The 23,992-nt window shown below is 62.5% G+C and carries 24 protein-coding genes and 1 pseudogene; 12 read left to right on the top strand and 13 right to left on the bottom strand.

What is annotated here, in order from left to right:
• Positions 1-186 precede the first annotated feature (186 nt).
• From BUA38_RS15070 to BUA38_RS15090, 5 genes are all read left to right on the top strand, one after another.
• The gene (locus tag BUA38_RS15070; protein WP_072818823.1) at positions 187-1,170 is read left to right on the top strand and encodes an isopenicillin N synthase family dioxygenase; all 984 of its coding nucleotides are present in this window, start codon (positions 187-189) and stop codon (positions 1,168-1,170) included.
• Positions 1,167-1,928 carry an alpha/beta fold hydrolase gene (locus BUA38_RS15075; RefSeq protein WP_072818824.1) on the top strand — a complete coding sequence of 254 codons (762 nt, stop codon included), beginning with the start codon at positions 1,167-1,169 and terminating at the stop codon, positions 1,926-1,928. The genes BUA38_RS15070 and BUA38_RS15075 overlap by 4 nt, the downstream gene beginning before the upstream one ends.
• A gap of 255 nt (positions 1,929-2,183) precedes the next feature.
• The gene (locus BUA38_RS15080; protein ID WP_072818826.1) at positions 2,184-3,170 is read left to right on the top strand and encodes an ABC transporter substrate-binding protein; all 987 of its coding nucleotides are present in this window, start codon (positions 2,184-2,186) and stop codon (positions 3,168-3,170) included.
• 82 nt (positions 3,171-3,252) lie between these two features.
• Positions 3,253-4,038 (top strand): ABC transporter ATP-binding protein, encoded by a 786-nt coding sequence (locus BUA38_RS15085; RefSeq protein WP_072818830.1) that lies wholly within the window; start codon positions 3,253-3,255, stop codon positions 4,036-4,038.
• A complete protein-coding gene (locus tag BUA38_RS15090) occupies positions 4,035-4,823 on the top strand; it encodes an ABC transporter permease (protein WP_072818834.1) in 789 nt (262 codons plus the stop codon). The genes BUA38_RS15085 and BUA38_RS15090 overlap by 4 nt, the downstream gene beginning before the upstream one ends.
• 149 nt (positions 4,824-4,972) lie before the next feature.
• Here the strand turns inward: BUA38_RS15090 and phaR are convergent, their stop codons facing one another.
• Positions 4,973-5,551: a polyhydroxyalkanoate synthesis repressor PhaR gene (phaR, locus tag BUA38_RS15095; RefSeq protein WP_072818837.1), complete on the bottom strand. Its 579-nt coding sequence runs from the start codon at positions 5,549-5,551 to the stop codon at positions 4,973-4,975.
• 304 nt (positions 5,552-5,855) lie between these two features.
• On the opposite strand from phaR, the gene BUA38_RS15100 reads away from it, so the two are divergent.
• The 3 genes and pseudogenes from BUA38_RS15100 to BUA38_RS15110 all read left to right on the top strand — a co-directional run bounded on the left by BUA38_RS15100 (position 5,856) and on the right by BUA38_RS15110 (position 8,960).
• Positions 5,856-7,034, top strand: a complete 1,179-nt coding sequence (locus BUA38_RS15100) for an acetyl-CoA C-acetyltransferase (protein ID WP_072826137.1) — start codon at positions 5,856-5,858, stop codon at positions 7,032-7,034.
• Positions 7,035-7,215: 181 nt separating this feature from the next.
• Positions 7,216-7,941, top strand: coding sequence for an acetoacetyl-CoA reductase (gene phbB / locus BUA38_RS15105; RefSeq protein ID WP_072818840.1), 726 nt, complete (start codon positions 7,216-7,218; stop codon positions 7,939-7,941).
• 157 nt (positions 7,942-8,098) lie between these two features.
• Positions 8,099-8,960, top strand: a pseudogene (locus tag BUA38_RS15110) (DMT family transporter).
• Between the two features lie 5 nt (positions 8,961-8,965).
• Here BUA38_RS15110 and BUA38_RS15115 read toward each other — a convergent pair.
• On the bottom strand, positions 8,966-9,397 hold the full coding sequence (locus BUA38_RS15115) for a cupin domain-containing protein (RefSeq protein ID WP_072818844.1): 432 nt from the start codon (positions 9,395-9,397) through the stop codon (positions 8,966-8,968).
• Positions 9,398-9,411: 14 nt separating this feature from the next.
• Positions 9,412-10,179, bottom strand: coding sequence for a hydroxyacylglutathione hydrolase (gloB, locus tag BUA38_RS15120; protein ID WP_072818848.1), 768 nt, complete (start codon positions 10,177-10,179; stop codon positions 9,412-9,414).
• A gap of 278 nt (positions 10,180-10,457) precedes the next feature.
• Here gloB and BUA38_RS15125 point away from each other — a divergent pair, with 278 nt between their 5' ends.
• Complete coding sequence (locus tag BUA38_RS15125; protein ID WP_072818851.1) at positions 10,458-11,201, top strand: class I SAM-dependent methyltransferase; 744 nt, start codon at positions 10,458-10,460, stop codon at positions 11,199-11,201.
• 26 nt (positions 11,202-11,227) lie between these two features.
• Here BUA38_RS15125 and BUA38_RS15130 read toward each other — a convergent pair whose 3' ends face one another.
• The 5 genes from BUA38_RS15130 to BUA38_RS15150 form a co-directional block, all read right to left on the bottom strand.
• A complete protein-coding gene (locus tag BUA38_RS15130; RefSeq protein ID WP_072818854.1) occupies positions 11,228-11,980 on the bottom strand; it encodes a DUF4167 domain-containing protein in 753 nt (250 codons plus the stop codon).
• Between the two features lie 546 nt (positions 11,981-12,526).
• Positions 12,527-13,417 (bottom strand): peptide chain release factor N(5)-glutamine methyltransferase, encoded by an 891-nt coding sequence (gene prmC, locus BUA38_RS15135; RefSeq protein WP_072818857.1) that lies wholly within the window; start codon positions 13,415-13,417, stop codon positions 12,527-12,529.
• Complete coding sequence (gene prfA / locus BUA38_RS15140; RefSeq protein ID WP_072826138.1) at positions 13,414-14,499, bottom strand: peptide chain release factor 1; 1,086 nt, start codon at positions 14,497-14,499, stop codon at positions 13,414-13,416. Before prfA ends, prmC begins: the two co-directional genes overlap by 4 nt.
• Before the next feature lie 62 nt (positions 14,500-14,561).
• Entirely contained in the window at positions 14,562-16,829 is a 2,268-nt protein-coding gene (gene ptsP / locus BUA38_RS15145) for a phosphoenolpyruvate--protein phosphotransferase (RefSeq protein WP_072818859.1), read from the bottom strand.
• Between the two features lie 285 nt (positions 16,830-17,114).
• A complete protein-coding gene (locus BUA38_RS15150) occupies positions 17,115-18,371 on the bottom strand; it encodes an aspartate kinase (RefSeq protein WP_072818861.1) in 1,257 nt (418 codons plus the stop codon).
• A gap of 325 nt (positions 18,372-18,696) precedes the next feature.
• Here BUA38_RS15150 and BUA38_RS15155 point away from each other — a divergent pair, with 325 nt between their 5' ends.
• The 3 genes from BUA38_RS15155 to BUA38_RS15165 are packed head-to-tail and all read left to right on the top strand — an operon-like array spanning position 18,697 to position 20,873.
• Positions 18,697-19,161, top strand: coding sequence for a PH domain-containing protein (locus BUA38_RS15155; RefSeq protein WP_072818864.1), 465 nt, complete (start codon positions 18,697-18,699; stop codon positions 19,159-19,161).
• Positions 19,162-19,175: 14 nt separating this feature from the next.
• The gene (ubiG, locus tag BUA38_RS15160; RefSeq protein WP_072818865.1) at positions 19,176-19,940 is read left to right on the top strand and encodes a bifunctional 2-polyprenyl-6-hydroxyphenol methylase/3-demethylubiquinol 3-O-methyltransferase UbiG; all 765 of its coding nucleotides are present in this window, start codon (positions 19,176-19,178) and stop codon (positions 19,938-19,940) included.
• Between the two features lie 33 nt (positions 19,941-19,973).
• Entirely contained in the window at positions 19,974-20,873 is a 900-nt protein-coding gene (locus BUA38_RS15165) for a DMT family transporter (protein ID WP_072818866.1), read from the top strand.
• 85 nt (positions 20,874-20,958) lie between these two features.
• Here the strand turns inward: BUA38_RS15165 and BUA38_RS15170 are convergent, their stop codons facing one another.
• Genes BUA38_RS15170 through BUA38_RS15190 form a run of 5 tightly spaced genes read right to left on the bottom strand, consistent with a single transcriptional unit; the run spans position 20,959 to position 23,941 of the window.
• A complete protein-coding gene (locus tag BUA38_RS15170; protein WP_072818867.1) occupies positions 20,959-21,399 on the bottom strand; it encodes an EamA family transporter in 441 nt (146 codons plus the stop codon).
• Positions 21,400-21,443: 44 nt separating this feature from the next.
• Complete coding sequence (locus BUA38_RS15175; protein ID WP_072818869.1) at positions 21,444-21,935, bottom strand: DUF1178 family protein; 492 nt, start codon at positions 21,933-21,935, stop codon at positions 21,444-21,446.
• A complete protein-coding gene (locus BUA38_RS15180; protein ID WP_072818871.1) occupies positions 21,932-22,810 on the bottom strand; it encodes a carbon-nitrogen hydrolase family protein in 879 nt (292 codons plus the stop codon). Before BUA38_RS15180 ends, BUA38_RS15175 begins: the two co-directional genes overlap by 4 nt.
• Positions 22,807-23,082, bottom strand: coding sequence for a glutaredoxin 3 (grxC, locus tag BUA38_RS15185; protein WP_072818872.1), 276 nt, complete (start codon positions 23,080-23,082; stop codon positions 22,807-22,809). Before grxC ends, BUA38_RS15180 begins: the two co-directional genes overlap by 4 nt.
• A 46-nt stretch (positions 23,083-23,128) precedes the next feature.
• A complete protein-coding gene (locus BUA38_RS15190; RefSeq protein WP_072818874.1) occupies positions 23,129-23,941 on the bottom strand; it encodes a ComF family protein in 813 nt (270 codons plus the stop codon).
• Positions 23,942-23,992: the final 51 nt, after the last annotated feature.

Consider the following 23,992-nt stretch of genomic DNA (forward strand, 5'->3'; position numbering starts at 1 on the left):
GCCCCTTCGATTCCGAAGTTCGTAAATCAGGGGCAGCAACATGATACGAACTTCGGAATCGGGACACTAGGCCGCGCGCTGTCGAACCTGATGCCGAAACGGCATCGGGTTGTGCGAAATTCTCTGCTTTCTCGCTCGGACCACGGTTGCTAGCGTCCCTCGTAGCAAGCGGGCGGAGCGATAGACATGTCTTATACCCTTGATGCAACGCGCGTTTCCGAAGCCATCCTGCCCGTCATCGCAGTCGACGGGCTGTCGTCGGCAAAGCTTGCGGATCGCCAACGCGTCGCGGCCGCGTTGCGCAACGCCTGCCTCGACAAGGGTTTTTTTTACGTATCGAACCACGGCATTCCCGCCGGACTGATCGAGGCGGTGTTCGCGGAGGCGCGGCGTTTTTTCGATCTGTCTGGCGAGGCGAAATCTGCCGTCGACAAATCACGCTCATTCTGCAATCGCGGCTATGAACCGTTGCGCGCCCAGACGCTCGAAGCCGGTGCGCCTCCCGACCTGAAGGAAAGCTTCTACATCGGCCCCGAGCTTTGGCTCGATGATCCGCGTGTCGCCGCGCGCCGCTTCAACCGGGGGCCCAATCTATGGCCGCATGACATGCCTGGTTTCCGTCCGACCATGCAGGCCTATTTCGCGGCCATGCTCGATCTCGGCGAACGGCTGATGCGGGGTCTTGCGCTCTCGCTCGATCTTCCCGAAGACCATTTCGGCGCATTCAGCCGCGATCCGCTGGCGACGTTGCGTCTATTGCACTATCCGCCGCAGCCGGCCGACGCGTCGCCTGGCGAAAAAGGCGCTGGCGCGCATACGGACTTCGGTGGCCTGACCTTGCTGCTTCAGGATTCCGTCGGCGGACTGCAAGTGCACGATGCTGCATCCGGCCAATGGATCCACGCCGATCCGGTCCCCGGCACATTCGTCGTCAATCTCGGCGACATGATCGCGCGCTGGACCAACGATCGCTATCGCTCGACCGTGCATCGGGTGGTGAATGCGTCCGGCGGGGAGCGCTACTCCGTCCCGTTCTTTTTCGTCGGGAATCCGGATCACGAGGTCGCTTGCCTCGCCAATTGCCTTGGGCCCGGCGCGTCGCCGAAATATCCGCCTACCACGGTCGAGGGACATCTCCAGGAGATGTATCGGCGGACCTATGCGGCATGACCGGCCGCGTTCCTGACCCGGCCATTCTCATTCACGGCGCCTGGCAGGGGTCCTGGGTGTGGGATCGCGTCATTCCGCTACTTGCCCATTCGGGCGGTATTGCCTCGATCGCGGTCGACTTGCCGGGGAACGGAACCGACCATACGAGTCCCGCCGACGTTTCTCTCGAGCTCTATGTCGATCATATCGGGGCGGTCCTGCGACAGCTCCCCGATCGCGTCAGCCTGGTGGCCCATTCCGGCGGCGGCGTCGTCGCCTCGGCCGTGGTAGAGCGCTTTCCGGAACGCATCGGCCGGATCGCCTATGTGGCAGGAATGATGCTCCCCGATGGCATGGCCTTTGCAGAACTCACCGCGGAGTTGCGAGGCGATTATCCGGCCGTAGCTGGCATCGCCCCGCATCTGATCTGGTCCGACGATCGACTGACAAGCCGGGTACCGATGCAAGCCGCGCTCGCCCACTTCTTTCAGGACTGTCCGCCGGAGGATGCTGCGGCCGCGGCGCAACGGCTGACGCCTCAACCCGAGCGCGGGCGCGCGGTGAGAGCCCGCCTCACTCCGCAAAGATTTGGCCGTGTGCCCCGGCTCTATGTTGAAGCGGAAGCGGACCGCTCCGTCATTTTGGCCTGCCAGCGGCGGATGCAAGAGCTGGTGCCGGGTGCGGAAGTCGCTACGCTGCCGACCGGCCATTGCCCGCATCTGGCGGCCCCAAAACTCTTCGCCGATGTCCTGATCCCATTCCTGAGCAAGGCCGCGTGAGGCCGCCTTTAAAACGACCGGAGCTAGTGCCCAATTTCCGAAGTTCGTGCTCCATCGCAGCACCCACTTTCACGAACTTCGGAAAGTCATGGGCACTAGAAAATCTATTGATTCTAGTACCGCTTTGTCGATCTGAAGTCCCTGACCGAATTCGCCGCTTGCACTGCAGGGACTTCAGATCGGCGGTACTAGCGCGCGAATTTGCAAATGAACTCTCCAAAGCCGGCACCATAACCAACGACAGGAGTTATTTTCATGAGACGTTTGCTTCCAATATCCGCTGTCGTCGCACTTGCGATTACGTTTTCCGAAACCGCACTCGCGGCCGAGACCGTGAGCTTCCTCCTCGACTGGTTGCCCGCCGGCGACAAGGCCGCGGTCTATCTCGGCGCTGAAAAAGGCCTGTTCGAAGCGGAAGGCATCAAGGTGAACATCCAGTCTGGCCGCGGCTCCAGCGATGTCGTGACCAAGCTCGCGACGGGATCTGCCGACATGGGAACGGGCGGGTTAGCTGCGCTGTTGCAGGCCAAGGCAACGGACGATGTGCCTGTGAAGGCCGTCATGTCGATCTATACGTTACAGCCGGACGCCATCTTCACCACCAAGGAGAGCGGCATCAACGACTTGAAGGATTTGCAGGGCAAGACGGTGGCCACCGCCACGTTCTCCTCGTCCAACGTATCCTGGCCGCTGGTGCTCAAGGCCAATGGCGTCGATGCCGAGAAGATCAAGCTGCTGAAGGTTGATCCAGGCGCGCTGGCGCCGATGTTGGCCTCCGGCAAGGTCGACGCGACCATCAACTGGGTTACCGTTGCACCGGCCTTCGCAGGTCCGCTTAACGAGGCCGGCAAATCGTTCAAGGAACTCGCCTGGTCGAAGTACGGCTTCGACGGGTACGGCCTGTCGGTTTTCGTTTCTGACAAGATGATCAAGGAACGCCCCGAGACGGTTCGCAAGTTCCTCAAGGCGTATCAGCGCGCGACCGAAATGGCGATCGCCGATCCGATGGAGGCGGCCAAGGCATTGAAGGCTCACGTGCCGGAAGTGGATGTCGCAACGGCCGCCGAACAATGGAAGGCCTCCATTCCTCTGATGGTCAATGATATCGCCAAAAAGGATGGCAGCGGGGCGTTTGAATCGAAATTGCTGGCCACGACGTGGAAGTGGGTAGCCGAGGCGCAAAACCTGCCGATCGACAAGCTCAATCCCGAGAGCGCCGTCAGCCGCGATTTCCTCAAGTAGTTGCTCGTGGTCTAATTCGGAACGTTGCTGCGCTGTCGGTGAACTCCGGGGGCGCAGCAACAATCAAGTGAGGTATGTGCCGATGGCCGCGCGTCAGTCCGTGATCCGATTCGCCGACGTCGGCCAGACATTCCTCGGTGCCGACGGCAAACGCGTCGATGCTCTCGATGGCCTCTCGTTCGAAATCGATCGTCATGAATTCGTAGCGGTGCTGGGACCGTCCGGCTGCGGCAAATCCACGTTGCTCCGGCTGATCGCGGGACTGATCCATCCGACCTCGGGCAGCGTCGAGATTTTCGGCATGCCGGTTGTGGAGCCGCGCGACGAGATCGGAATCGTGTTTCAAAGACCGACCCTGCTGCCGTGGTTCGATGTGCTTGGCAACGTCACGTTTCCGATGCGCCACAAATACGGCTTCGTCAGCGATGTCGAGCGCACGCGTGCCCGCGAACTTCTCGAACTGGTCGGCCTCGGCGGCTTTGACACGCGACGGCCCGAAGAACTTTCGGGCGGCATGCAGCAACGCGTGGCGATCGCGCGTGCGCTGCTGCTCGATCCCGATATCCTGCTCATGGACGAACCGTTTTCCGCGCTCGATGCCTTGACCCGCGACGAGATGAGCTTCGAATTGCTGCGAATCTGGACCGAGCGGCCCAAGACGGTGCTGTTCATCACCCACTCGATTCCGGAAGCCTTGCTGCTTGCCGATCGCATCATCGTCATGACCGGCCGCCCGGGGCGCGTTCGCGAGGTTCTTGACGTGCCGCTGGCGCGGCCGCGGTCCATGAAGACGCTCTCGGAGCCCGCCTTCCATGAACTCGCCAGTCACATCCGTGGCCGCCTCTTCAGTCGCCCGGTCGCGGCATGAAGCTTCCCGTCGACGGGCGGTTGCTTGTGCTGCTCGACCGGATCGCGCCTGCTGCTGCCTTTGTCGGGCTGCTCCTGCTGTGGGAGGCCACGGTTCGGTTGCTTGCGATCCCGTCCTTCCTGCTGCCTTCGCCCAGCGTCGTCATGCAGGCGATGCTGGCGACGCCCTTGCCGGTCTGGCTGGGGCATATCTGGGCGACTTTGCGGGTTGCGTTGATGGGATACGCGCTCGCGATTCTGATCTCGGTGCCGCTCGCAGTGGCGCTGGCGTCGTCGCGCCTGCTGTCGCGAACGCTATATCCCATTCTCGTCGTGGTGCAGTCGACACCGATCGTCGCTGTCGCTCCGATCATCATCGTCACGCTCGGGGCGTCGGACCTTCCGCGCGTCGTCATCACATTCCTGATCGCCTTTTTCCCGATCGTCGTTTCGACGGTGACCGGCCTGCTGGCAACGCCCGATGAACTCGTCGAGCTGTCGCGTTCGCTTCGCGCCGGCCGCGTGCGGGAGATCCTGCATGTGCGGCTTCCCTTTGCGCTGCCGCATCTGTTCTCGGCGCTCAAGATATCATCGACGCTCGCGGTTATCGGCGCTGTTGTCGCGGAATTCGTGGCGGCGGAACGCGGGCTTGGATTTTTTATCGCATTCTCGACATCGTTCTTCAAAATCCCGAGCGCGTTCGCAGGGCTTGTGATTCTGGTTGCGATCAGCCTGGCCCTGTTTCGCCTCGTTGGCCTTGCGCAAAAGCTGCTCGCACCATGGTCGCTCCCGAAGTCCGAACGGTGAGAGGGCGATTCGATCAGCCCGGTTCTGGCTCCAGAGCTGCGTTTGGAAATGAGAGGTCGCTGCAAATTCACTCGTCATGGCCGGGTCAAGCCCGGCCATGACGAAACAACTTATGGAAGCGAAGGATGGAAGCTAGCGAAGCCGGTTCCCTACTCGCTCTTCGGCTCCTTCGACATGCGATCGAGGCGATCCTGCATGTCCTTCATCTGCTGGCGCAGATCGTCGATATTGTCCGACGCGGGCTCGGCGACTTTCTCGACTTCTCCAGCGCGCAGCGGCACGAACGGCTTGAACATCGAGAACGTCTGCTGAAACAGTTCCATGTTACGGCGGACGTGTTCCTCGAGCGGCGCGAACGGCGTCCCGCTGAAGGTATCGGCCATCTGCTTGCGGAACTTTTCCTGCTCGCGCGTCAGCGTGTCGATGGACTGCTCGAGATATTTCGGCACCACCATCTGCATGCTGTCGCCGTAAAAGCGGATCAGTTGCCGCAGGAACGTCGTCGGCAACAGATTTTGCCCGGCCTTGTTCTCCTGCTCGAAGATGATCTGCGCGAGCACCGAGCGGGTGATGTCGTCGCCAGTCTTGGCGTCGTAGACGAGGAAGTCCTCGCCCTCCTTGACCATCGCGGCGAGGTCCTCAAGCGTCACGTAGGTGCTGGTGCCGGTATTATAGAGCCGACGATTTGCGTATTTCTTGATCGTGGTGGGTTGGTCAGATTTCGCCATGGGCTCTCACAGAAAGGCCGGGAAATGGGAACCCTGCGGCGCCGCCGAGGGCCGAAGTCAATGCATTGCAGCAAAGGTAAGCATTTTCAATGCGGTTCGGCTACCGTTTTGTGCGGCACGGTTAATCCCAAAGCACGGAGACGGCTCAGCAAAGCGTCAGGTCAGCCAATTTGAATGCAACGCCGCGAGATTCCACCCTCCGGCCAATTGACATGCCTCAACGACGTTAACAGGATGAGGGCTGAGAGTGGCCTGCCAGTCCGGCGCCCGCCCCTTCAAAAAGACCCATACCCAGGAGATGTCCATGTCAGACGATGTCGTCATCGTCAGCGCCGCCCGCACCCCGGTCGGAAGCTTCAACGGTGCATTCGCTACGCTACCGGCCCACGATCTGGGCGCTGTCGCGATCAAGGCCGCGCTGGAGCGCGCCGGCATCGAGCCGGCCCGTGTTTCGGAAGTCATCATGGGCCAGATCCTCACCGCGGCGCAGGGCCAGAACCCGGCCCGCCAGGCCTCGATCGCCGCCGGCATCCCGGTTGAAAGCCCGGCATGGGGCGTCAACCAGCTCTGCGGCAGCGGACTTCGCACCGTGGCGCTCGGCTATCAGGCGCTGCTCAACGGCGACTCGGAAATCGTGGTCGCCGGCGGCCAGGAATCCATGAGCATGGCCCCGCATGCCCAATACCTGCGCGGCGGCGTCAAGATGGGCAACCTCGAATTCATCGACACCATGATCAAGGACGGGCTGTGGGACGCCTTCAACGGCTACCACATGGGCAACACCGCCGAGAACGTCGCCAAGCAGTACCAGATCACCCGCGCCCAGCAGGACGAATTCGCGGTCGCCTCGCAGAACAAGGCCGAGGCCGCTCAGAAGGCCGGCAAGTTCAAGGACGAGATCGTCCCGGTCACGATCAAGACCCGCAAGGGCGATGTCGTCGTCGATACGGACGAATATCCGCGTCACGGCGCAACGCTGGAAGCCATGAACAAGCTCCGTGCGGCCTTCGAGAAGGACGGCACGGTCACGGCCGGCAACGCTTCCGGCATCAATGACGGCGCCGCCGCCGTCGTGCTGATGACCGCCAAGCAGGCCGCCAAGGAAGGCAAGAAGCCGATCGCGCGCATCGTGTCGTGGGCCCACGCCGGCGTCGACCCGAAGATCATGGGCACGGGTCCGATCCCGGCCTCGCGCGCCGCGCTCAAGAAGGCCGGCTGGAGCATCGGCGATCTCGACCTGATCGAGGCCAACGAAGCCTTTGCCGCGCAGGCCTGCGCCGTGAACAAGGACCTCGGCTGGGATACCGCCAAGGTCAACGTCAATGGTGGCGCGATCGCGATTGGCCACCCGGTCGGCGCATCCGGCGCGCGCGTGCTGGTGACGCTTCTCCACGAAATGCAGAAGCGCGATGCCAAGAAGGGCCTCGCCACGCTTTGCATCGGTGGCGGCATGGGCATCGCCATGTGTCTGGCTCGCGATTAAAAAGGCGGCAGGATTGCGGAAGGATTATTCTTTCGCAACTGCACATCTCTGAATTAAGAAAAACGCCCGGAACTCGTTCCGGGCGTTTTGTTCTTGATGTTCGTTCAACGGCCCGCTTAATTCGTCAGCTACATAAGAAGCGCATTTCAAAAGCCGGCAAAGCCAAGGGAAGGATTCGATCATGGCACGTGTTGCATTGGTGACGGGCGGAACGCGAGGCATTGGCGCTGCAATCAGCAAGGCGTTGAAGGCTGCTGGTTACAAGGTCGCCGCCAACTATGCCGGCAATGACGCGGCGGCGGAAAAGTTCAAGGCCGAAAACGGCATTCCCGTTTACAAATGGGATGTCAGTTCGTTCGAGGCCTGTGCGGCAGGTGTGAAGCAGGTCGAATCCGATCTCGGCCCGATCGAGGTGCTCGTCAACAATGCCGGCATCACCCGCGACGGCGCATTTCACAAGATGACGATCGAGCAGTGGAATGCGGTGATCAACACCAATCTCGGTTCGCTCTTCAATGTCACCCGCCAGGTGATCGAGGGCATGCGTGCCCGAAAATTCGGCCGCGTCGTCAACATTTCCTCGATCAATGGCCAGAAGGGCCAGTTCGGACAGGTCAATTATTCGGCCGCCAAGGCCGGCGATATCGGATTCACCAAGGCACTCGCGCTGGAGAACGCCAAGGGCGGCATCACGGTGAATGCGATCTGCCCCGGCTATATCAATACCGAGATGGTGCAGGCCGTGCCGAAAGAGGTTCTGGAAAAAAGCATCCTGCCGCAGATTCCGGTCAACCGGCTTGGCGAACCGGAAGAGATCGCGCGCGCCGTGCTGTTTCTCGCAGCCGACGACGCCGGCGCCATCACCGGCTCGACGCTGACGATCAACGGCGGTCAATACATGGTGTGATGACTCGAGCCTCGGCGGGGTGACTTGCGCTGAACTTCGATACTTGTCATTCCGGGATGCGCCCGCTTAGGCGCAGGCCCGGAATCCACCGCACCACGACTATACTGGGAGAGATGGATTCCGGGCTCGCTCGTTTCACTCGCGCCCCGGAATGACGATGAACCCCCGCACCGCGACCCTGATCGGACTGACCGCAATTCTGATGTGGTCACTGCTCGCCGTGCTGACGGTGGCGAGCGGGAAAATTCCGGCCTTTCAGCTCGCCGCAATAACGTTTGCGATCGGCGGGCTGGTTGGACTGTCCACCTTTATCGGACGGCCCGAGGCGCTGTCGTCGCTGCGACAGCCGCCAAAGGTATGGGCCGTCGGCGTTGGCGGATTGTTCGGCTATCACGCGCTGTATTTCCTCGCGCTGCGCTTCGCGCCGCCGGCGGAAGCCGGGCTTCTGAATTATCTCTGGCCGTTGCTGATCGTTGTGTTCTCGTCGTTCCTGCCCGGCGAGCGGCTCGCGCTGCATCACGTCATCGGCGCGCTGGCGGGCCTTGCCGGTGCTTCTGATCGGCGGCGGCCTGTCGGGCTTCGCGCCCGGTCAACTGCCGGGATTGTTCGCAGCCTTTGTCGCGGCGTTCGTCTGGGCGAGCTATTCGGTGATGTCGCGGCGGCTCAAGGCGGTGCCGACGGATGCGGTGGCCGGCTTTTGCCTCGTCACTGCGCTGCTCGCCGCACTCATGCATATGCTGCTAGAGAATACGATATGGCCCGAGACGGCGGCGCAATGGCTTGCGATCGCAGCGCTTGGCGTCGGACCGGTGGGCGCTGCATTCTACACCTGGGACGTCGGCATGAAGCGCGGCGACATCCGCGTGCTGGGCGCCGCCTCTTACGCGACGCCCTTGCTGTCGACGGCGTTTCTGATTCTGGCGGGTTTTGCCAAGGCCAGCGCCAACATCGCGCTCGCGGCCGTGCTGATTGCGGGCGGTGGATTGATCGCGGCGAAAGATCTTTTTCGCAGGCGCTGAGAGGGCTATTTGGGCGCCCAGCCTTGTGGCGCCAGCTCGAAGCCCGCAAACTCGAATCCCGGCGCGACGGTGCAGCCGACCAGCGTCCAGTCGCCGGTCGATTCCGCGGCCTGCCAGGCATGTGCCGGCACGGTCGCCTGCGGCGCTTCGCCGGCTGCGAAATCAGTTCCGAGCCTGAGGTCGCGCGCGCCGTCATCGTCAGCGATCTGCAAGGTCAGCGCATCGCCGGCATAATAGTGCCAGACCTCCACGGCATCGACGCGATGCCAGTGCGAGCGCTCGCCACGCGCCAGCAGGAAGTAGATCGCCGTCGAGCGTGAGCGCCCATTGGCGTCAAGATTCGAATCGCGAAACGTCTCGCGATAATGACCGCCTTCCGGATGCGGCTTCAGATCAAGCCGTGCGATGATCTCGGCAGCCGAAGGTCGCGTCCCCATCGGGATAGCTCTTATCAGGATTTGTTCTTGCGTTCGCGCAGTTCGCCGAAGATTTCGGCGGCGCTGCGGTCCTTCATCCGCACGCTGGCGGCGACTGACGGCTCGTCCGCGCGCAGGAACACGTTGGCTTTCTTTTCCTCGCCGAGCAGGGTCGGGATCGTCGGCCTGTTCGCCTCCCGCAGGCGTCTCACTTCCTCCGCGCGGGCTTTCAGCACGGGATTGTCCGGCTCGATCGTCAGCGCGAACTTGATGTTCGAGGCGGTGTATTCGTGACCGCAATAAAGCTTGAAGTCGTCGGGCAGCGCGCGCAGCTTGAGCAGCGAATCCCACATCATCGGATAGGTACCTTCGAACACCCTTCCGCAGCCGATCGAGAACAGCGTGTCGGCGGCGAACACTGTTTTTTCGTTATCGAAGACGTAGCTGACGTGATCGAGTGTGTGGCCCGGCGTTTCCAGCACCCGCGCCAGCAGGCTTCCGATTTTCAGGACGTCGCCCTGCTTGGTGCGGAGATCGGCATTGGCGATCTTGGTAGACTTGTCGTGCGGCGCGATGACGCGGCATTTGTACTTCTGTTTCAACTCGGCAACCCCACCGACGTGATCGTGGTGGTGATGGGTGATGAGAATGTCGGTCAAGGTCCAGCCCTCGCGCTCGAGTGCTGCGACGATAGGCGCGGCCTCCGGCGCATCGATCGAGGCGGTTGCCTTGGTTGCGGGGTCGTGAATCAGATAGCCGAAATTATCGGACAGGCAGGGGAACAGGCGAATTTCGGCGGCCATGATATCTCCGTGTCGGTCTAACGGGCTCTAGTACCGCCGATCTGAAGTCCCTGTGCCACAAGCGGCGAGTTTGATCAGGGACTTCAGATCGACAAAGCGGTACTAGATTCAATAAGTCTTCTAGTGCCCATGACTTTCCGAAGTTCGTGACGGTGGGTGCTGCAATGGAGCACGAACTTCGGAAAGTGGGCACTAGCCATGAAATAAGGCGTTAACGGCGATTGAGCAATGCGCGATTGGCCGCTCAATTAGACCCATGGCCGTGATAGATTGAGACCATGACTATCGATGTGATCGACCTGAGGGATTTCTACTCCCAGCGCCTGGGTATCGTGGCGCGGCGGTTGATCAATCGCGGCATCCATGCGCGCTGGCCGGAAGCCGAAGGCCAACGCGTCTTGGGCATCGGCTATCCGACGCCGTATCTCGGCCTGTTTCGCGATTCTTCCGAACGCTGCATCGCCCTCATGCCGGCGGCGCAGGGCGTGCTGAAATGGCCGACGGCGCGGCCGACCCTGGCGTCGCTGGTCGATGAGTTGTCGTTGCCGCTGCCAGACGCGGCCGTCGACCGCATTCTGCTGGTTCACGCGCTCGAAATGTCCGACGATCCGGAGGCGCTGTTGCGCGAGGTGTGGCGGGTGCTGGCGCCGTCAGGCCGCATGATGGCGGTGATTCCAAACCGGCGCAGCGTGTGGACCCGCACGGACAGCACGCCGTTCGGCCACGGCCGGCCGTATTCGCGCTCGCAGATCACGCAACTGTTGCGGCAGACGTGGTTCACGCCGATCGGGTGGGGCGAGGCTCTGTTCGTGCCGCCGGTCGCGGCCGGCTGGTTTTTGCGCTCGGCGATGGCGTGGGAGCGCCTCGGCGCTTCGATCTCGATGCCCTTTGCGGGCGTTCACATCGTAGAAGCCACCAAGCAGGTTTACCGCGCTATCCCCGCACACCGCGAACGCACCCGCCTGATACCGGCGTTGCCGCCGGTACTGGTGCCATCGTCATTTCAACGTGACGAGAAATAGCCCGCGCCAGGTCGCGCGAAAGCTAACTATTCATTTCCCGGATTGAAATCGTCGCCGGGTGCTGCAGGCGCCGCGGCCATTCCTTCCGGGCGTGGCCCTTGCGGACGACGGCGACGGCGCGGAAAACGTTCGCGTTCGCCACCATTGCCCTCGAAGCCGGAGTGGCCGCCGTTGATCTGCGGCTGCGGTCCGGTGATGAAGGAGGGCAGGCGATCGACGCCGCCATTATCCGGCATCGGAGGTTGTGGCTGTTGCTGGAATGACGGCTGATTGCGCGGCTCGCGATGCTCACGCGGCTGTTGCTGCTCGCGCGATTGATACGACTGCTGATGATCGCGATCCCGCTGACCACTGTCCCGCTGACCGTTGTCGCGCTGAAAAGGCTGCTGTTGCTGGACGGGGACGAAGCCCGGCTCCTGGCCGAAGCTGCTCGAAAAACCATCCTCTTCCTCGCCCTCTTCGGCAGACACATCGGCATCGGCGCGGGGCTGCGGCTGATTCTGTCGGAATTGCTCATGAGCCGCCGCAATCAGGCGGAAGTAGTGCTCGGCGTGCTGATAGTAGTTTTCCGCCGCGACCGGATCGCCGGAGGAGCGCGCATCGCGCGCAAGCTGCACGTATTTTTCGGCGACGTGAGAGGCCGTGCCGCGAATCTTGATGTCGGGTCCGTTGGATTCGAACACCCGGGTCATCGGGTTCTGGCCACGCCGGTTATTGTTGTTGTTGTTATTATTGTTGTTCCGGTTACGCATCCGCTTGTTGTTTTGACCGTTTCTCATATCGTGCCTTTGATCCAGCCCTGAAATTACCTTGCCGAACTCCTCAAGCCTCAAACGTCGACTGGCTTTTGGAATGTCGTCTTTTGATCCGTTTACCGTTTCGTTTCGTCCAATGCCGCGCGTCCTGATCCGGCCCGCGCGATCGTCTCGCGCGTGCGGGTTAAAAACGGCCGCTCAATTCCACACAGATTTGCCGTACGTCGCAGTCAACAAGGACGCGTTCCCCACCAGCCCGGCGCACGTCGCCGGCCGCAGCAAGTCAATCCGCTTGCCAAAACTAGCACAGGTCCCGAGCGTGATTCATCAAGCGCAATATCAGGCTTTCGTTCGCTTTGCGGTCGATAGCTGCGCAGCTTTTTTTCCAAGCCATCGCGCTCAAAAGGACCTGCGTTTTGGAACCTTTTCACCCGGGGCAGGCTCTCGTTTGAGAACTCCGGCCTCGATCCGTATCTGCCTACGGGGCCAGCAACCCTGGACTGATGTTGGCCGGAACGTAGTCGCTCCGGGGAAATATTCCAAGTGCTTTTTTTGCATTCCAATAGGGCTTTATCGGGGCAGTTTCCGCCCCGAGACAGCCCGCGGGATGCCTGCCAGATCGGCCTTGGGCGGCAGGTCGGGCGTTAACCCGGAGGTCACCATCAAATCGGTTATAGGGCCGCTTTGGCCATATCCTGCCTCGACGATCAGCACGCCACCGGGTGCCAGAAGGCGGGCGGCTTCAGGTGCAATCGCGCGGTAGGCATCAAGGCCATCCGAACCGCCGTCCAGGGCGCGGGCTGGGTCATATTCGCGCACCTCCCGCTCAAGGCCGGCGATGTCGGCCGAGCGAATGTAAGGCGGGTTCGACACGATCAGGTCGAACGTCCCCGACAGGGCCGCCGCGTAGTTGCACACGACAAATGACGCGCGTGGAGCAAGGCCGACGCGTGCTGCGTTGTCACGCGCCGTACGCAAGGCCTCGAGGCTGATATCGGTGCCGACGCCGGTTGCTTTCGGAAGCTCGGATAGCAACGCAAGAAGGATGGCACCCGAGCCGGTACCGATGTCGGCGATGCGTCGCCTGCCATCTATGTGAGGTTGGTCGCGACAGGTTTCAAGCGCGAGCTCGACGACGGTTTCCGTGTCCGGCCTCGGCACCAATGTGGCCGGCGACAATTGCAAGTTCAGACCCCAAAACTCCTTGGTGCCAAGAATCCGCGCGACCGGCTCGCCGGCAGTGCGCCGGTGCAGAAAATCTTCAAGACGCATCGCTTCGTCCGGTGTCACGATTCGCGTCGTGGCTGCGATCATTCCGGTGAGATCGAGGCCGAATACAGCACCCGCCAGCAGACGCGCATCGAGGTCAGCCGAGTCGATGCCGTGCTGTCTGAGCCTTGCTGCCAACGCGCGCCGTGCGGCCTCGACGCTCTCGCCCGCGAAAGCGGCAGATGCCGTCACGCCGCCGCACCTTGCGCCGCCAGTTGCGCGGCCTGATGCTCGGTCGTCAGCGCATCGATCAGTTCGCTCAAGCTTTCGCCGGCAATCACCTGCGGCAGTTTGTAGAGCGTCAGGTTGATGCGGTGATCGGTGACGCGGCCTTGCGGAAAGTTGTAGGTGCGGATGCGCTCAGAGCGATCGCCGGAGCCGACCTTCTCCTTGCGATCGGCCGAGCGCACCGCATCGATGCGCTGGCGCTCGGCGTCGTAAATGCGCGAACGCAGGATGTTCATCGCCGATGCGCGGTTTTTGTGCTGCGACCGGCTGTCCTGCATCATCACGACGATGCCGGTTGGAATATGGGTGATGCGGATCGCGGATTCGGTCTTGTTGACATGCTGACCGCCGGCGCCTTGCGCGCGCATGGTCTCGATTCGCAAATCCTCGTTCTTGATGTCGACGTCGACGTCCTCGACCTCCGGCAGCACCGCAACCGTTGCCGCAGAAGTGTGGATGCGTCCTTGCGTTTCGGTGTCGGGCACCCGCTGTACCCGATGCACGCCGGATTCGAATTTCAGTTTGGCGAAAGCGCCGCGGCCCTGTACCTCGGCGATGATTTCCTTGTAGCCGCCGACCGTGCCTTCGCTCGCCGAAATCACGTCGACCTTCCAGCCCTGCAAACCGGCGAAGCGCTCGTACATGCGGAACAGGTCGCCGGCGAACAGCGACGCTTCGTCGCCGCCGGTGCCGGCGCGGATTTCCAGCACCACGTTGCGATCGTCCATCGCGTCCTTCGGCAACAAAGCGACGCGGATCTTCTGCTCCAGTTCGCCGATATGCGCCTGCAAGGTCTCGCGCTCGGCTCCGGCCATGCTGCGCATTTCCGGATCGATCGCTGCATCCGCAATCAGGCTTTCGGTGTCAGCGAGCTCGCCGCGCGCGGCGCGATAGAGTTTGACGGCATCGATCAGCGGATTGAGCTCGGCAAGCTCGCGCGTGATCCGCACATAGTCTTCCGAGCTCACCTGGCCCAGCAATTGTGCTTCGAGGGAGGCGTGGTGCGCCAGCAGAACGTCCAGTTTGGCTTCGGGTAACGTCGACATCATGGTCTCGAATATAGGTGCTTTTCGCGGGGGGATGAGTAGCGGAACGGAAAACAGGCCCGCTACAACGCCAGCCCTTCGGCCTCGGCAAATTCAGTCAGCTTCTGACGAATCGAAACGCTGCCGGATGGCGCATCGAGCATCGCGCTCATGGCGGCTTCGGCCTTTTTGGCGTCGAGGTCCAGGATCATCGCCTTGACCGGGCCGTGCGCGGTTGCCGACAGCGACAGCGAGCGATAGCCAAGCGCAATCAGCGCCAGCGCGCCGATCGGCTTTGACGCCATTTCGCCGCAGAGGGAGGAAGACTTCTTGGCGAGCTTTGCCTTTTGCACGATCTCGCGCAGCACCCGCAGGATCGGCGCCGACAAGGTGTCGAATCGCTCGGAAACCTTGGCGTTGCCGCGGTCGACCGCGAACAGAAATTGAAACAGGTCGTTCGACCCCACCGAGATGAAGTCGACCTTCTTCAGGAGCTCGTCGAGCTGATAGAGCAAGGCAGGCACTTCCAGCATGGTGCCGATATCGATCCGTTCGGGCAGCGAGTGCCCGTGCTGGCGCAGATACGTCAATTCGCGCTCGACGATGCTCTTGGCGGCATCGAATTCGGCAACTTCCGAGATCATCGGAAACATGATGCGCAGGCTTCTGCCGCCGCCGGCGCGCAGCAGCGCGCGAATCTGTCCACGCAGCAGGCCGGGCCGGTCGAGACCGAGCCGGATTGCGCGCCAGCCGAGCGCCGGATTTTCCTCGATCACGCTCTCCATATAAGGCAGCGCCTTGTCGCCGCCGATGTCCAGTGTACGGAATGTCACCGGCTTGGAGCCTGCGGCATCGAGCACGGTGCGGTACAGTGCGAGCTGGTCACTGGTGCGGGGCAGGCTCTGGCCAACCATGAACTGCAACTCGGTGCGGAACAGGCCGATGCCGGCCGAACCGGTGTCGTCGATATGTGGCAGGTCGATCGCCAGCCCGGCATTGATCAGGAGTTCGACCGGCTGGCCGTCCTTGGTGACGCAGGGCTTGTCGCGCAGCGCCGAGTATTGCGCCTGCCGGCGGGCACGAAACCGTACCCGCTCGGCATAGGCCGCTTCGATCTCCGCCGAAGGGCGGACATAGATCGAGCCTGATGTGCCATCGACGATGATGGCGTCGCCAGGATCGGCAATGCCGGGTGCATTCGGCACTTCGCCGACCGCCGGAATGCCGAGCGCGCGGGCCACGATCGAAACGTGCGAGTTGGCGGTGCCTTCCTCCAGCACCAGGCCGCGCAGGCGCTTGCGATCGTAATCGAGTAGTGCTGCCGGCCCCATCGCGCGCGCGATCAGGATGGCATTATCGGGTAATTGCTCGCGCGACGGCGCGTGATCCTGTCCGACCAGTTGCCGCATCAGGCGGTGACCAAGGTCCTCGAGGTCGTGCAGCCGGTCGCGCAAGTAGGGATCGGTCGAACGCAGCATGCGCGCGCGGGTATCCGACTGCACGCGCTCGACCGCGGCTTCGGCCGTGAGGCCGGTGGCGACGGCCTCATGCAGCTTGTGCGACCAGCCGTGATCGTTGGCGAACATCCGGTAGGCTTCGAGCACGTCGCGGTGCTCGCCGCCGTCGGCGACGTCGCCGCGTTCCAGCATGCGGTCGAGGTCGGCGCGCAGCTTGGCCAGTGCCGCATCGAGCCGCTTGACTTCCTTCGGCAGGTCCTCGGCAATGTAATTGGTGATGACGACGCGCGGCTCGTGCAGCACGACATGGCCGAGCGCAATGCCGTCGGACAGGATCGCGCCCACCTTGTGCAGCGAGTGCCGTGCGGCGGGCTCGGCGCCAGGCTGGGCCAGCGATGACAATTCGCCGGAGGCGATCATCTCCGCCAGCACCATCGCCGTGGTCTGGAGGGCCTCGACCTCTTCCTCGACATAAGTGCGCTTGGCGCGGTTCTGCACCACCAGGACGCCGAGCGTGTTGCCGGCGCGCAGGATCGGCACGCCGAGGAAGGAGTGATAGATTTCTTCGCCGGTTTCCGGGCGGAACGAGAAGGCCGGATGGCTCTGGGCGTCGTTGAGGTTGAGCGGCGTGGCTTCGCTGGCGACGAGGCCAACCAGGCCTTCATGCGCGCTCAGCACGGTGCGGTGCACGGCGTCACGGTTGAGACCTTCGGTGGCGTAGAGTTCGAGCGTATTGTCGACGCGCAGGACGTAGACCGAGCACACCTCCGCCACCATGTTGGCAGCGATCAGCACCACGATCTTGTCCAGACGCTCCTGCGCGCTGACCTGCTCCGCCATGGTTTCGCGAAGCCGTCTCAACAGGACGCGGGGGCCTCCCGACGCGCTTCGCATAGGCTCAAATCCTCTCCCGCCTGGCCAGGCTACCGGGCGGCCGGGAGCTGGCGTCGAACTCTGGACGCAACAATTTTATTCATTCGGCGGTGCCGCGAATCCAGTCTATCGGCCGAATCACCCCGCCAAAACAGTGGCACAGATCACAATCGGGCTCATTCAGGCCGTATACCGAATCGAGCCTTGTTTTGCCAAGCAAAAGCCCTGCCAGTGTGACGGTTCAAAAATCCGTACACGGCATCTGGCTGCACACATCTATGTTGCAGCCGCTAACAGAATTTATTTCTAAACTTGATCGAGGCCGTAGAGCGTGTGCAGCGTGCGCACGGCGAGTTCGGTATAGGCGGTGTCGATCAGCACCGAAAACTTGATTTCCGAGGTGGTGATGGCGCGAATGTTGATGTTGCGCGCGGCAAGCGCCGCGAACGCCGTGGCGGCGACTCCGGCGTGGCTGCGCATGCCGCTGCCGATCACCGAGACCTTGGCGACGTCGGTGGCGCTGTCGAGCCGGGCATAGCCGATCTTGGCCTTGGCAGCCGTGATGGTGTCACGGGCGCGCGTATAGTCGGAAGCCGGCACCGTGAAGGTGAGGTCGGTGGTCTTGCCGTCCTCGGAGACGTTCTGCACGATCATGTCGACATTGATGTTGGCGCCCGCCAGCGGACCGAAGATCGAGGCCGCAACGCCCGGCTTGTCCTCGATTTGGCGGATGGAAATCTGGGCCTCGTCCTTGGAAAAGGCGATACCGGTGACGACGTGGCTTTCCATGATTTGTTCCTCGCTGCAGATCAGCGTGCCCGGCGGCTGGTTGGCGTGGGGGTCGATATCTTCCGGCTTGTCGAAACTGGAGCGAACGAAGATCGGCATGTTGTGCACCATGCCGAGTTCCACCGAACGGACTTGAAGCACCTTGGCGCCCAGCGAAGCCAGTTCGAGCATGTCCTCGAAAGCGATCCGGTCGAGCCGGCGGGCTTTCGGAACCACCCGCGGATCGGTCGTGTAGACGCCATCGACGTCCGTATAGATGTCGCAGCGGTCGGCCCGAATGGCAGCCGCAACGGCTACCGCCGACGTGTCGGAGCCGCCGCGCCCGAGCGTCGTGATCCGGTTGGTCTGCGGGTTGATGCCCTGGAAGCCGGCGATGACGGCGACCTCCTTGCGCTCCTTAAAACGATGGAGCAGCTCGCTGCCGTCGATGTCGAGAATTCGCGCCGAGGCGTGGGCGTCGCTGGTCTTGATCGGGAGCTGCCAGCCCTGCCAAGAACGTGCCTGGATGCCGATCGCCTGCAATGCAATCGCCAGCAGCCCCGCGGTCACCTGTTCGCCGGAGGCCACCACCGCGTCATATTCGCGCGCATCGTGCATGGGCGACGCTTCGCGGCACCAATCCACCAGCTCATTGGTCTTGCCGGACATCGCCGAGACGACGACGGCAACGTCATGACCGGCGTCGACCTCGCGCTTGACGTGACGTGCGACGTTGCGGATGCGTTCGATGTTGGCGACCGATGTGCCGCCGAATTTCATCACGAGGCGACCCATGACGAACTAGAGCTCCGATACCGAAGTTCGCAAAACTGTAACGGCTACCTCCGATGCGAACTTCGGTATCAAAGGAGCTCTAGCAAGATATTGATTCCAGTGCGGCATTGAATTTGACGCTCCTGTCACGGACTGGCCGCGACACCGTAGGAGCTTCAAATTCGCCGCACTGGTACATTCCCCTGCGGACTATTAATGTAACCGGCGCAAAGCTTCACGCGCCTGGCTCGAAAGGCGCGTATACATAGCGGCGCGGTCGGGGGCAAGCCCGGTTCCGGCTATCGGGGGAAACCCGCCACCTGTTTGAGTTAATGAGGCTGTTTGTATGGGGCGTTACATCGACGAGATCCTGCAGCCGGGCGAAAAAGTGCTGTATTCGACCAATGCGCACTGGATCTTCTACCTGCCGGCAATCTTGGCTTGGGTCGTGGTGCTGGCGCTTGCCGCCGCCTCTGTCGCTGTCCCGCCGATGGCCGTGCTGGGCCTGCCCGCGGCCGCGGTGATCGCCGTTGTGGCGCTCTATTTCACGATCAAAGGCTGGTTCCACCGGTTCACCACCGAGACCGATGTCACCGATCGGCGGGTGGTTCACAAGACCGGCTTCATCAATCGCCACACCTTCGAGATCGCGCTCGACAAGATCGCAAGCGTCGAAGTGGACCAGAGTATTCCGGGCCGTCTGCTCAACTACGGCAATGTCTCCATCGTGGGGATGGGAGAAGTGCCGCCGCAGGTAATCAAAACGATCGCCTCGCCCCTGGCGTTTCGCAGCGCCATCACCGCGCACTAGGAACGACGGGCGCCATGGCCATGCAATCCACCCCCCCTGCCTCCGCCGCCGCATCGACCGTCGATCCGGCCGAGATTGCAAAATTCTCGAAATTGTCCGAGCAGTGGTGGGATCCCAAGGGCAAGATGGCCCCGCTGCACAAGATCAATCCGTTGCGCCTGACCTATATTCGCGACGCTGCGTGCCGCAAGTTCGACCGCAACATCAGAAGCCTGAATTGTCTTTCGGGCCTGCGCGTCCTCGACATCGGATGCGGTGCGGGGCTGTTGTGCGAGCCGCTGACGCGATTAGGGGCGCAAGTGATCGGTGTCGATCCGTCGGCCAGCAATATCGCGGCCGCCAGGCTGCATGCCGATCGCGGCCATCTGTCGATCGATTATCGCTGCACGACGGTCGAAGAGATGGACGTGCGGGAGCGCTTTGACATCGTGCTGGCGATGGAAGTGGTCGAGCATGTCAGCGACGTCGGCATGTTCATTGGCCGTTGTGCGGCGATGCTCAAGCCCGGCGGGCTGATGGTGGTCTCCACGCTCAACCGCAACTGGAAGAGCTTTGCACTCGCCATCGTCGGCGCGGAATATGTCCTGCGCTGGCTGCCGCGCGGCACCCATCAATGGGAAAAATTCGTCACCCCCGACGAACTTGCACGTCACCTTCTCGATAACCGGCTAACCATCGCCGAGCAGACTGGCGTAGTCTACAGCCCCTTCGCCGATCGCTGGGGTTTGTCGTCCGACATGGACGTGAACTACATGGTGATTGCGGAAGGCATGATTTGATTTCTGCCTGATTCCTCCTTCCCGCATTCCTTGATGTTCACCGCAGCTTCGCTCTGGATTCCCTTTACCGTTGTCGCCGCGGCCGGTCAGGTCGCGCGCAACGCCATGCAGCGGCAATTGACCGGGCCGCTCGGCACTTGGGGCGCCACCAATATCCGCTTTCTGTTCGGCTTTCCGTTCGCCGTCCTGTTCTTTGCCGGCGTGCTGGCTTTCACGGGCGATGCCATGCCGTCGCCAACGCCGGCGTTCTGGCCGTGGCTTCTGCTCGGTGCACTCTGCCAGATCGTCGCGACCGGGCTGATGCTGGTTGCGATGAACGATCGCTCGTTCGTGGTGACAACGGCCTATCTCAAGACCGAGGCGATCCAGACCGCGATCTTCGGCTTTGTTTTTCTCGGCGATCATCTGACCACCCTGAAGGTGATTGCGATCCTGATCGCCACGATCGGCGTCGTCGTCACGGCGCTGCGGCCAGGCGGTGAAAAGGGATTTGCGGACTGGCGGCCGACCGTGATCGGTCTGGTGTCGGCGGCTGCTTTCGCACTTTCGGCCAACGGATATCGCGGCGCCATCATCACGATCGGGGGCGCCTCGTTCGTGACGGCGGCGACTTATACGCTGGTGTTCGGCCTGTTCGTGCAGACACTGATCCTGACGATCTATCTGTTGGCGCGCGCCCCGAAGGTGCTCAGCGATATTCTCCGGCTGTGGAAACCCTCGCTGCTCGCGGGCTTCATGGGCGCATTCGCCTCGCAATTCTGGTTCCTGGCGTTCGCGCTGACCGCGGCCGCCAATGTGCGCACGCTGGCGCTGGTCGAGGTGCTGTTTGCGCAGGCCGTGGCGTATTATTCGTTCAAGCAGCCGCTTTCGCCGCGCGAACTGTTTGGCATCGCGCTGATCGTGGTCGGGGTCGGGCTGCTCGTGGCCGCCTAACATTAGTTTGGCGCGTTTTCTTAACGCGAACCGGAGGCCACCCCCGGATCAAGTCCGAGGGCAGGCTTCGCTCGAAAACGCTATGTTAGCCCTTGAAGGCAATCAGCACGGCGCCGCCGGCAATCAGTGCAATCCCGATCCACCCCTGAGGCGAGGGGCGCTCGCCGAGAAACACCACGCCGAACAGTGCGACCAGCACGACGCTGAGCTTGTCGATCGGCGCAACCAGCGTGGCGGGGCCGAGTTTCAACGCTCGAAAGTAACAAAGCCACGAGGCGCCGGTGCCGAGCGCGGACAGCACCAGAAAGAGCCAGCTTTTCGGCGAGACCTGGCCAGGGCTCGTGAGTTGCCCGGTCGCAAACAGAATGAGCGACAGGGTGATCAGAACGATGGCGGTGCGGATCAGGGTGGCGAGATCGGAGTTGATGCCCTCGACGCCGACCTTGGCGAAAATCGCTGTCAGTGCCGCAAATACCGCCGACAGCACAGCCCAGATTTGCCAGGATGAAAAGGCTTCCGGATTCATGGGCGCCTCAGCGGTTGACTATTCGTCGCTTCCCGGCGCGGAATCTAGTTCCGGTCGTCCGGTAGCGTCGGAAGCGGCATGACCTCGACGCCCTCGTCGATCAGCGCGCGCGCTTCATCCGGCGACGCCTCACCGTAGATCGGGCGATGCTCGATATCGCCATAATGCATCTTGCGGGCTTCGTTCGGAAATCGCTCGCCGACATTGTCGGCATTGCTGACGATGTGGTCGCGCAATTCCTTGAGCTTGGCGCGCAGCTCGCGCTCCTGCGTCATCAACAGCGGCGTCGACGGGGAAGGCGGGATCACCTCAGTGGCCGGTGCCGGCGACGCCGCGGGTACTGACTCGGCAGGTGCCGTGTCGCGGCCCTTCTTGCTCACGATTTGCGGGGCCATGATGGCCCGTTCGACGTCGCTCGAACCGCACACCGGGCAATTCACCAGCTTGCGCCGCTCCTGCTGTTCGTAAGCAGACGAACTTTGGAACCAGCTTTCGAAAGCATGGCCCTTCTTGCAGCGCAAATTGTAATGGATCATGCCGATCCCCGAACCACATGCAGGTAGTCAGGACCGGATTTCGGATCGGCGACGGAAAAGCGCCGTCCATGCTGCAACGACGGCACCGTCTTGCGCGCGGTCTCGACCAGCGCGGGATCGATTTTCGTCATGAAGACGCCAGGCTCGATGCCGCCTTCGGCCAGCACCTCGCCCCAGGGGGCGACGATCAGCGAATGCCCGAAGGTCTCGCGCTTGTTCTCGTGCAGCCCGGCCTGGGCCGCGGCGAATACGAAGCAGCCGTTTTCGATGGCGCGGGCGCGCAGCAGCGTATGCCAATGGGCCTCGCCGGTCTTTCGGGTAAAGGCGGAAGGCACGGTCAGGAACGATGCGCCGCTTTCGGCAAGCGCGCGATAGAGCGCCGGGAAGCGAACGTCGTAGCAGATCGTCAGCCCGATGCGCCCCCAGGGCAGGTCGGCAATGACGGCGGTCTCGCCGGGCTGATAGTTGGCGGATTCGCGATAGCTCTCGCCGCCCGGCAGATCGATATCGAACATATGGATCTTGTCGTAGCTTGCGATCACGCCGCCGTCGGGGCCGATCAGGAACGAGCGGTTGACCGCGCGTTCGCTCGTGGCGCGCAACGCCAGCGAGCCGATGTGCAGATGGATTTTCAGTTCGGCCGCGAGCGCGCGATAGGCTTTCAGCGAAAGATCGTCGGCCTCGTCGGCGAGATGCTCGAACAGCGCCTTGCGGTTCAGCTGCATCATGTTGCTGACTTCAGGGGTCTGCACATAGTCCGCGCCCTGGGCCGCGGCCTGACGGATCAGCTTGATGCCTTGCTCGAGGCTCTGCTCCGGCAACAGGCCGGTGCGCATCTGCACCATGGCGGCGGTAAAGGAATGATCGGCGCTCATGAGGTGGCCTCTTCGCCAGCGAGCAAGGCGTCAAGCCTGCCGGCGCGGTCGAGCGCGTAGAGCTCGTTGCAGCCGCCGACATGGGTCTGGCCGATGAAAATCTGCGGAAAGGTAGTGCCGGCGCCAGCGCGGTCGTACATCTGTTCGCGGAAAGCGGGATCGTTCGAGATGCTGAGCTCGGTGAACGCGGCCTTCTTGCGCGTCAGCAGCTGTTTGGCCGCGGTACAGTAACCGCAGCCGGGGCGGGTGTAGATTTCAATTGCAGCAGCCATCGCGCGCTCAGTCCGGTAAGACGACCAAATGAGATAATATCCGCGATTATATGGGAGTTCGGTGGCCGTCCACAACCCGGGCAAAGACCAGCACGTCAACGGCTTTGGCTTTGGCGCGCAAAAGTGCTCGTGCGCAGGCATCTACCGTCGCGCCTGACGTCAGCACGTCGTCGATCAGGACCACGCGGCGGCCCGCGACGAGATGTTGCCGATCAGGCGCGACCTTGAACGCCCCCTGGACGTTGCTGGCCCGTTGCGGCCGCGACAGGCCGATTTGCTGCTCGGTCGGACGGATCCGGCGCAGCGCCTCGGCCGCGACGGTAACGCCGGTGTGACGCTCGATGATGCGTGCAAGTGCGCCTGACTGGTTATAGCGGCGGCTCCATCCGCGCCGCCAATGCAACGGCACGGGAACGAGAACATCCGCCTCGCCGAGCAATTCACGGCCGGCCCGCGCCATCCAGCCGCCCATCGCCGGCGCCAGATCCGTGCGGTCCTGGTACTTCAAGGCATGCACGAGCGTTCGCGCCACGTCGTCATAGCGCACGGCCGCGCGGGCCCGCGCATAGGCCGGCGGATTGGCGATTGCCTCCATCGAGAGCATGTCGGGTCCGGGGTCGTACACAAAGGGAATGCCGAGGCGCGGGCAGAACGGCGGCGCGATAAACGAGAGCTTGGCCCAGCAATCGGCACAGACGCCTTCGCCCTCGACCGGCTCGCGACAGGCCACGCATAAGGACGGCAGCGCGACGTCGAGCGCCAGTTTTGAGGCATGCGACCATGCGTCCCGACACGCAGAAAGCACGCCGGCAAGGCGCGCCGGGATGGAGCGGGATGATGAGGTTGGCTCGGCGTCCATGGCTAGTGGTCAAGGTAACGTCGGGCGTGTCTGTGCTCAAGCGGCAACAGC

The sequence above is a fragment of the Bradyrhizobium erythrophlei genome, from assembly GCF_900142985.1.
GTDB classification, from domain to species: domain Bacteria; phylum Pseudomonadota; class Alphaproteobacteria; order Rhizobiales; family Xanthobacteraceae; genus Bradyrhizobium; species Bradyrhizobium erythrophlei_B.

Bases quoted from the DNA above. Each gene is read 5' to 3' on its own strand.
- BUA38_RS15125 (WP_072818851.1), top strand. From the start codon at position 10,458: ATGACTATCGATGTGATCGACCTGAGGGATTTCTACTCCCAGCGCCTG.
- grxC (WP_072818872.1), bottom strand. From the start codon at position 23,082: ATGGCTGCTGCAATTGAAATCTACACCCGCCCCGGCTGCGGTTACTGT.
- BUA38_RS15155 (WP_072818864.1), top strand. From the start codon at position 18,697: ATGGGGCGTTACATCGACGAGATCCTGCAGCCGGGCGAAAAAGTGCTG.
- BUA38_RS15130 (WP_072818854.1), bottom strand. From the start codon at position 11,980: ATGAGAAACGGTCAAAACAACAAGCGGATGCGTAACCGGAACAACAAT.
- ubiG (WP_072818865.1), top strand. From the start codon at position 19,176: ATGGCCATGCAATCCACCCCCCCTGCCTCCGCCGCCGCATCGACCGTC.
- BUA38_RS15165 (WP_072818866.1), top strand. From the start codon at position 19,974: ATGTTCACCGCAGCTTCGCTCTGGATTCCCTTTACCGTTGTCGCCGCG.
- gloB (WP_072818848.1), bottom strand. From the start codon at position 10,179: ATGGCCGCCGAAATTCGCCTGTTCCCCTGCCTGTCCGATAATTTCGGC.
- ptsP (WP_072818859.1), bottom strand. From the start codon at position 16,829: ATGCGAAGCGCGTCGGGAGGCCCCCGCGTCCTGTTGAGACGGCTTCGC.
- BUA38_RS15080 (WP_072818826.1), top strand. From the start codon at position 2,184: ATGAGACGTTTGCTTCCAATATCCGCTGTCGTCGCACTTGCGATTACG.
- BUA38_RS15100 (WP_072826137.1), top strand. From the start codon at position 5,856: ATGTCAGACGATGTCGTCATCGTCAGCGCCGCCCGCACCCCGGTCGGA.
- BUA38_RS15190 (WP_072818874.1), bottom strand. From the start codon at position 23,941: ATGGACGCCGAGCCAACCTCATCATCCCGCTCCATCCCGGCGCGCCTT.
- BUA38_RS15175 (WP_072818869.1), bottom strand. From the start codon at position 21,935: ATGATCCATTACAATTTGCGCTGCAAGAAGGGCCATGCTTTCGAAAGC.
- BUA38_RS15085 (WP_072818830.1), top strand. From the start codon at position 3,253: ATGGCCGCGCGTCAGTCCGTGATCCGATTCGCCGACGTCGGCCAGACA.
- BUA38_RS15150 (WP_072818861.1), bottom strand. From the start codon at position 18,371: ATGGGTCGCCTCGTGATGAAATTCGGCGGCACATCGGTCGCCAACATC.
- BUA38_RS15170 (WP_072818867.1), bottom strand. From the start codon at position 21,399: ATGAATCCGGAAGCCTTTTCATCCTGGCAAATCTGGGCTGTGCTGTCG.
- BUA38_RS15070 (WP_072818823.1), top strand. From the start codon at position 187: ATGTCTTATACCCTTGATGCAACGCGCGTTTCCGAAGCCATCCTGCCC.
- BUA38_RS15115 (WP_072818844.1), bottom strand. From the start codon at position 9,397: ATGGGGACGCGACCTTCGGCTGCCGAGATCATCGCACGGCTTGATCTG.
- phaR (WP_072818837.1), bottom strand. From the start codon at position 5,551: ATGGCGAAATCTGACCAACCCACCACGATCAAGAAATACGCAAATCGT.
- BUA38_RS15075 (WP_072818824.1), top strand. From the start codon at position 1,167: ATGACCGGCCGCGTTCCTGACCCGGCCATTCTCATTCACGGCGCCTGG.
- phbB (WP_072818840.1), top strand. From the start codon at position 7,216: ATGGCACGTGTTGCATTGGTGACGGGCGGAACGCGAGGCATTGGCGCT.
- prfA (WP_072826138.1), bottom strand. From the start codon at position 14,499: ATGTCGACGTTACCCGAAGCCAAACTGGACGTTCTGCTGGCGCACCAC.
- BUA38_RS15180 (WP_072818871.1), bottom strand. From the start codon at position 22,810: ATGAGCGCCGATCATTCCTTTACCGCCGCCATGGTGCAGATGCGCACC.
- BUA38_RS15090 (WP_072818834.1), top strand. From the start codon at position 4,035: ATGAAGCTTCCCGTCGACGGGCGGTTGCTTGTGCTGCTCGACCGGATC.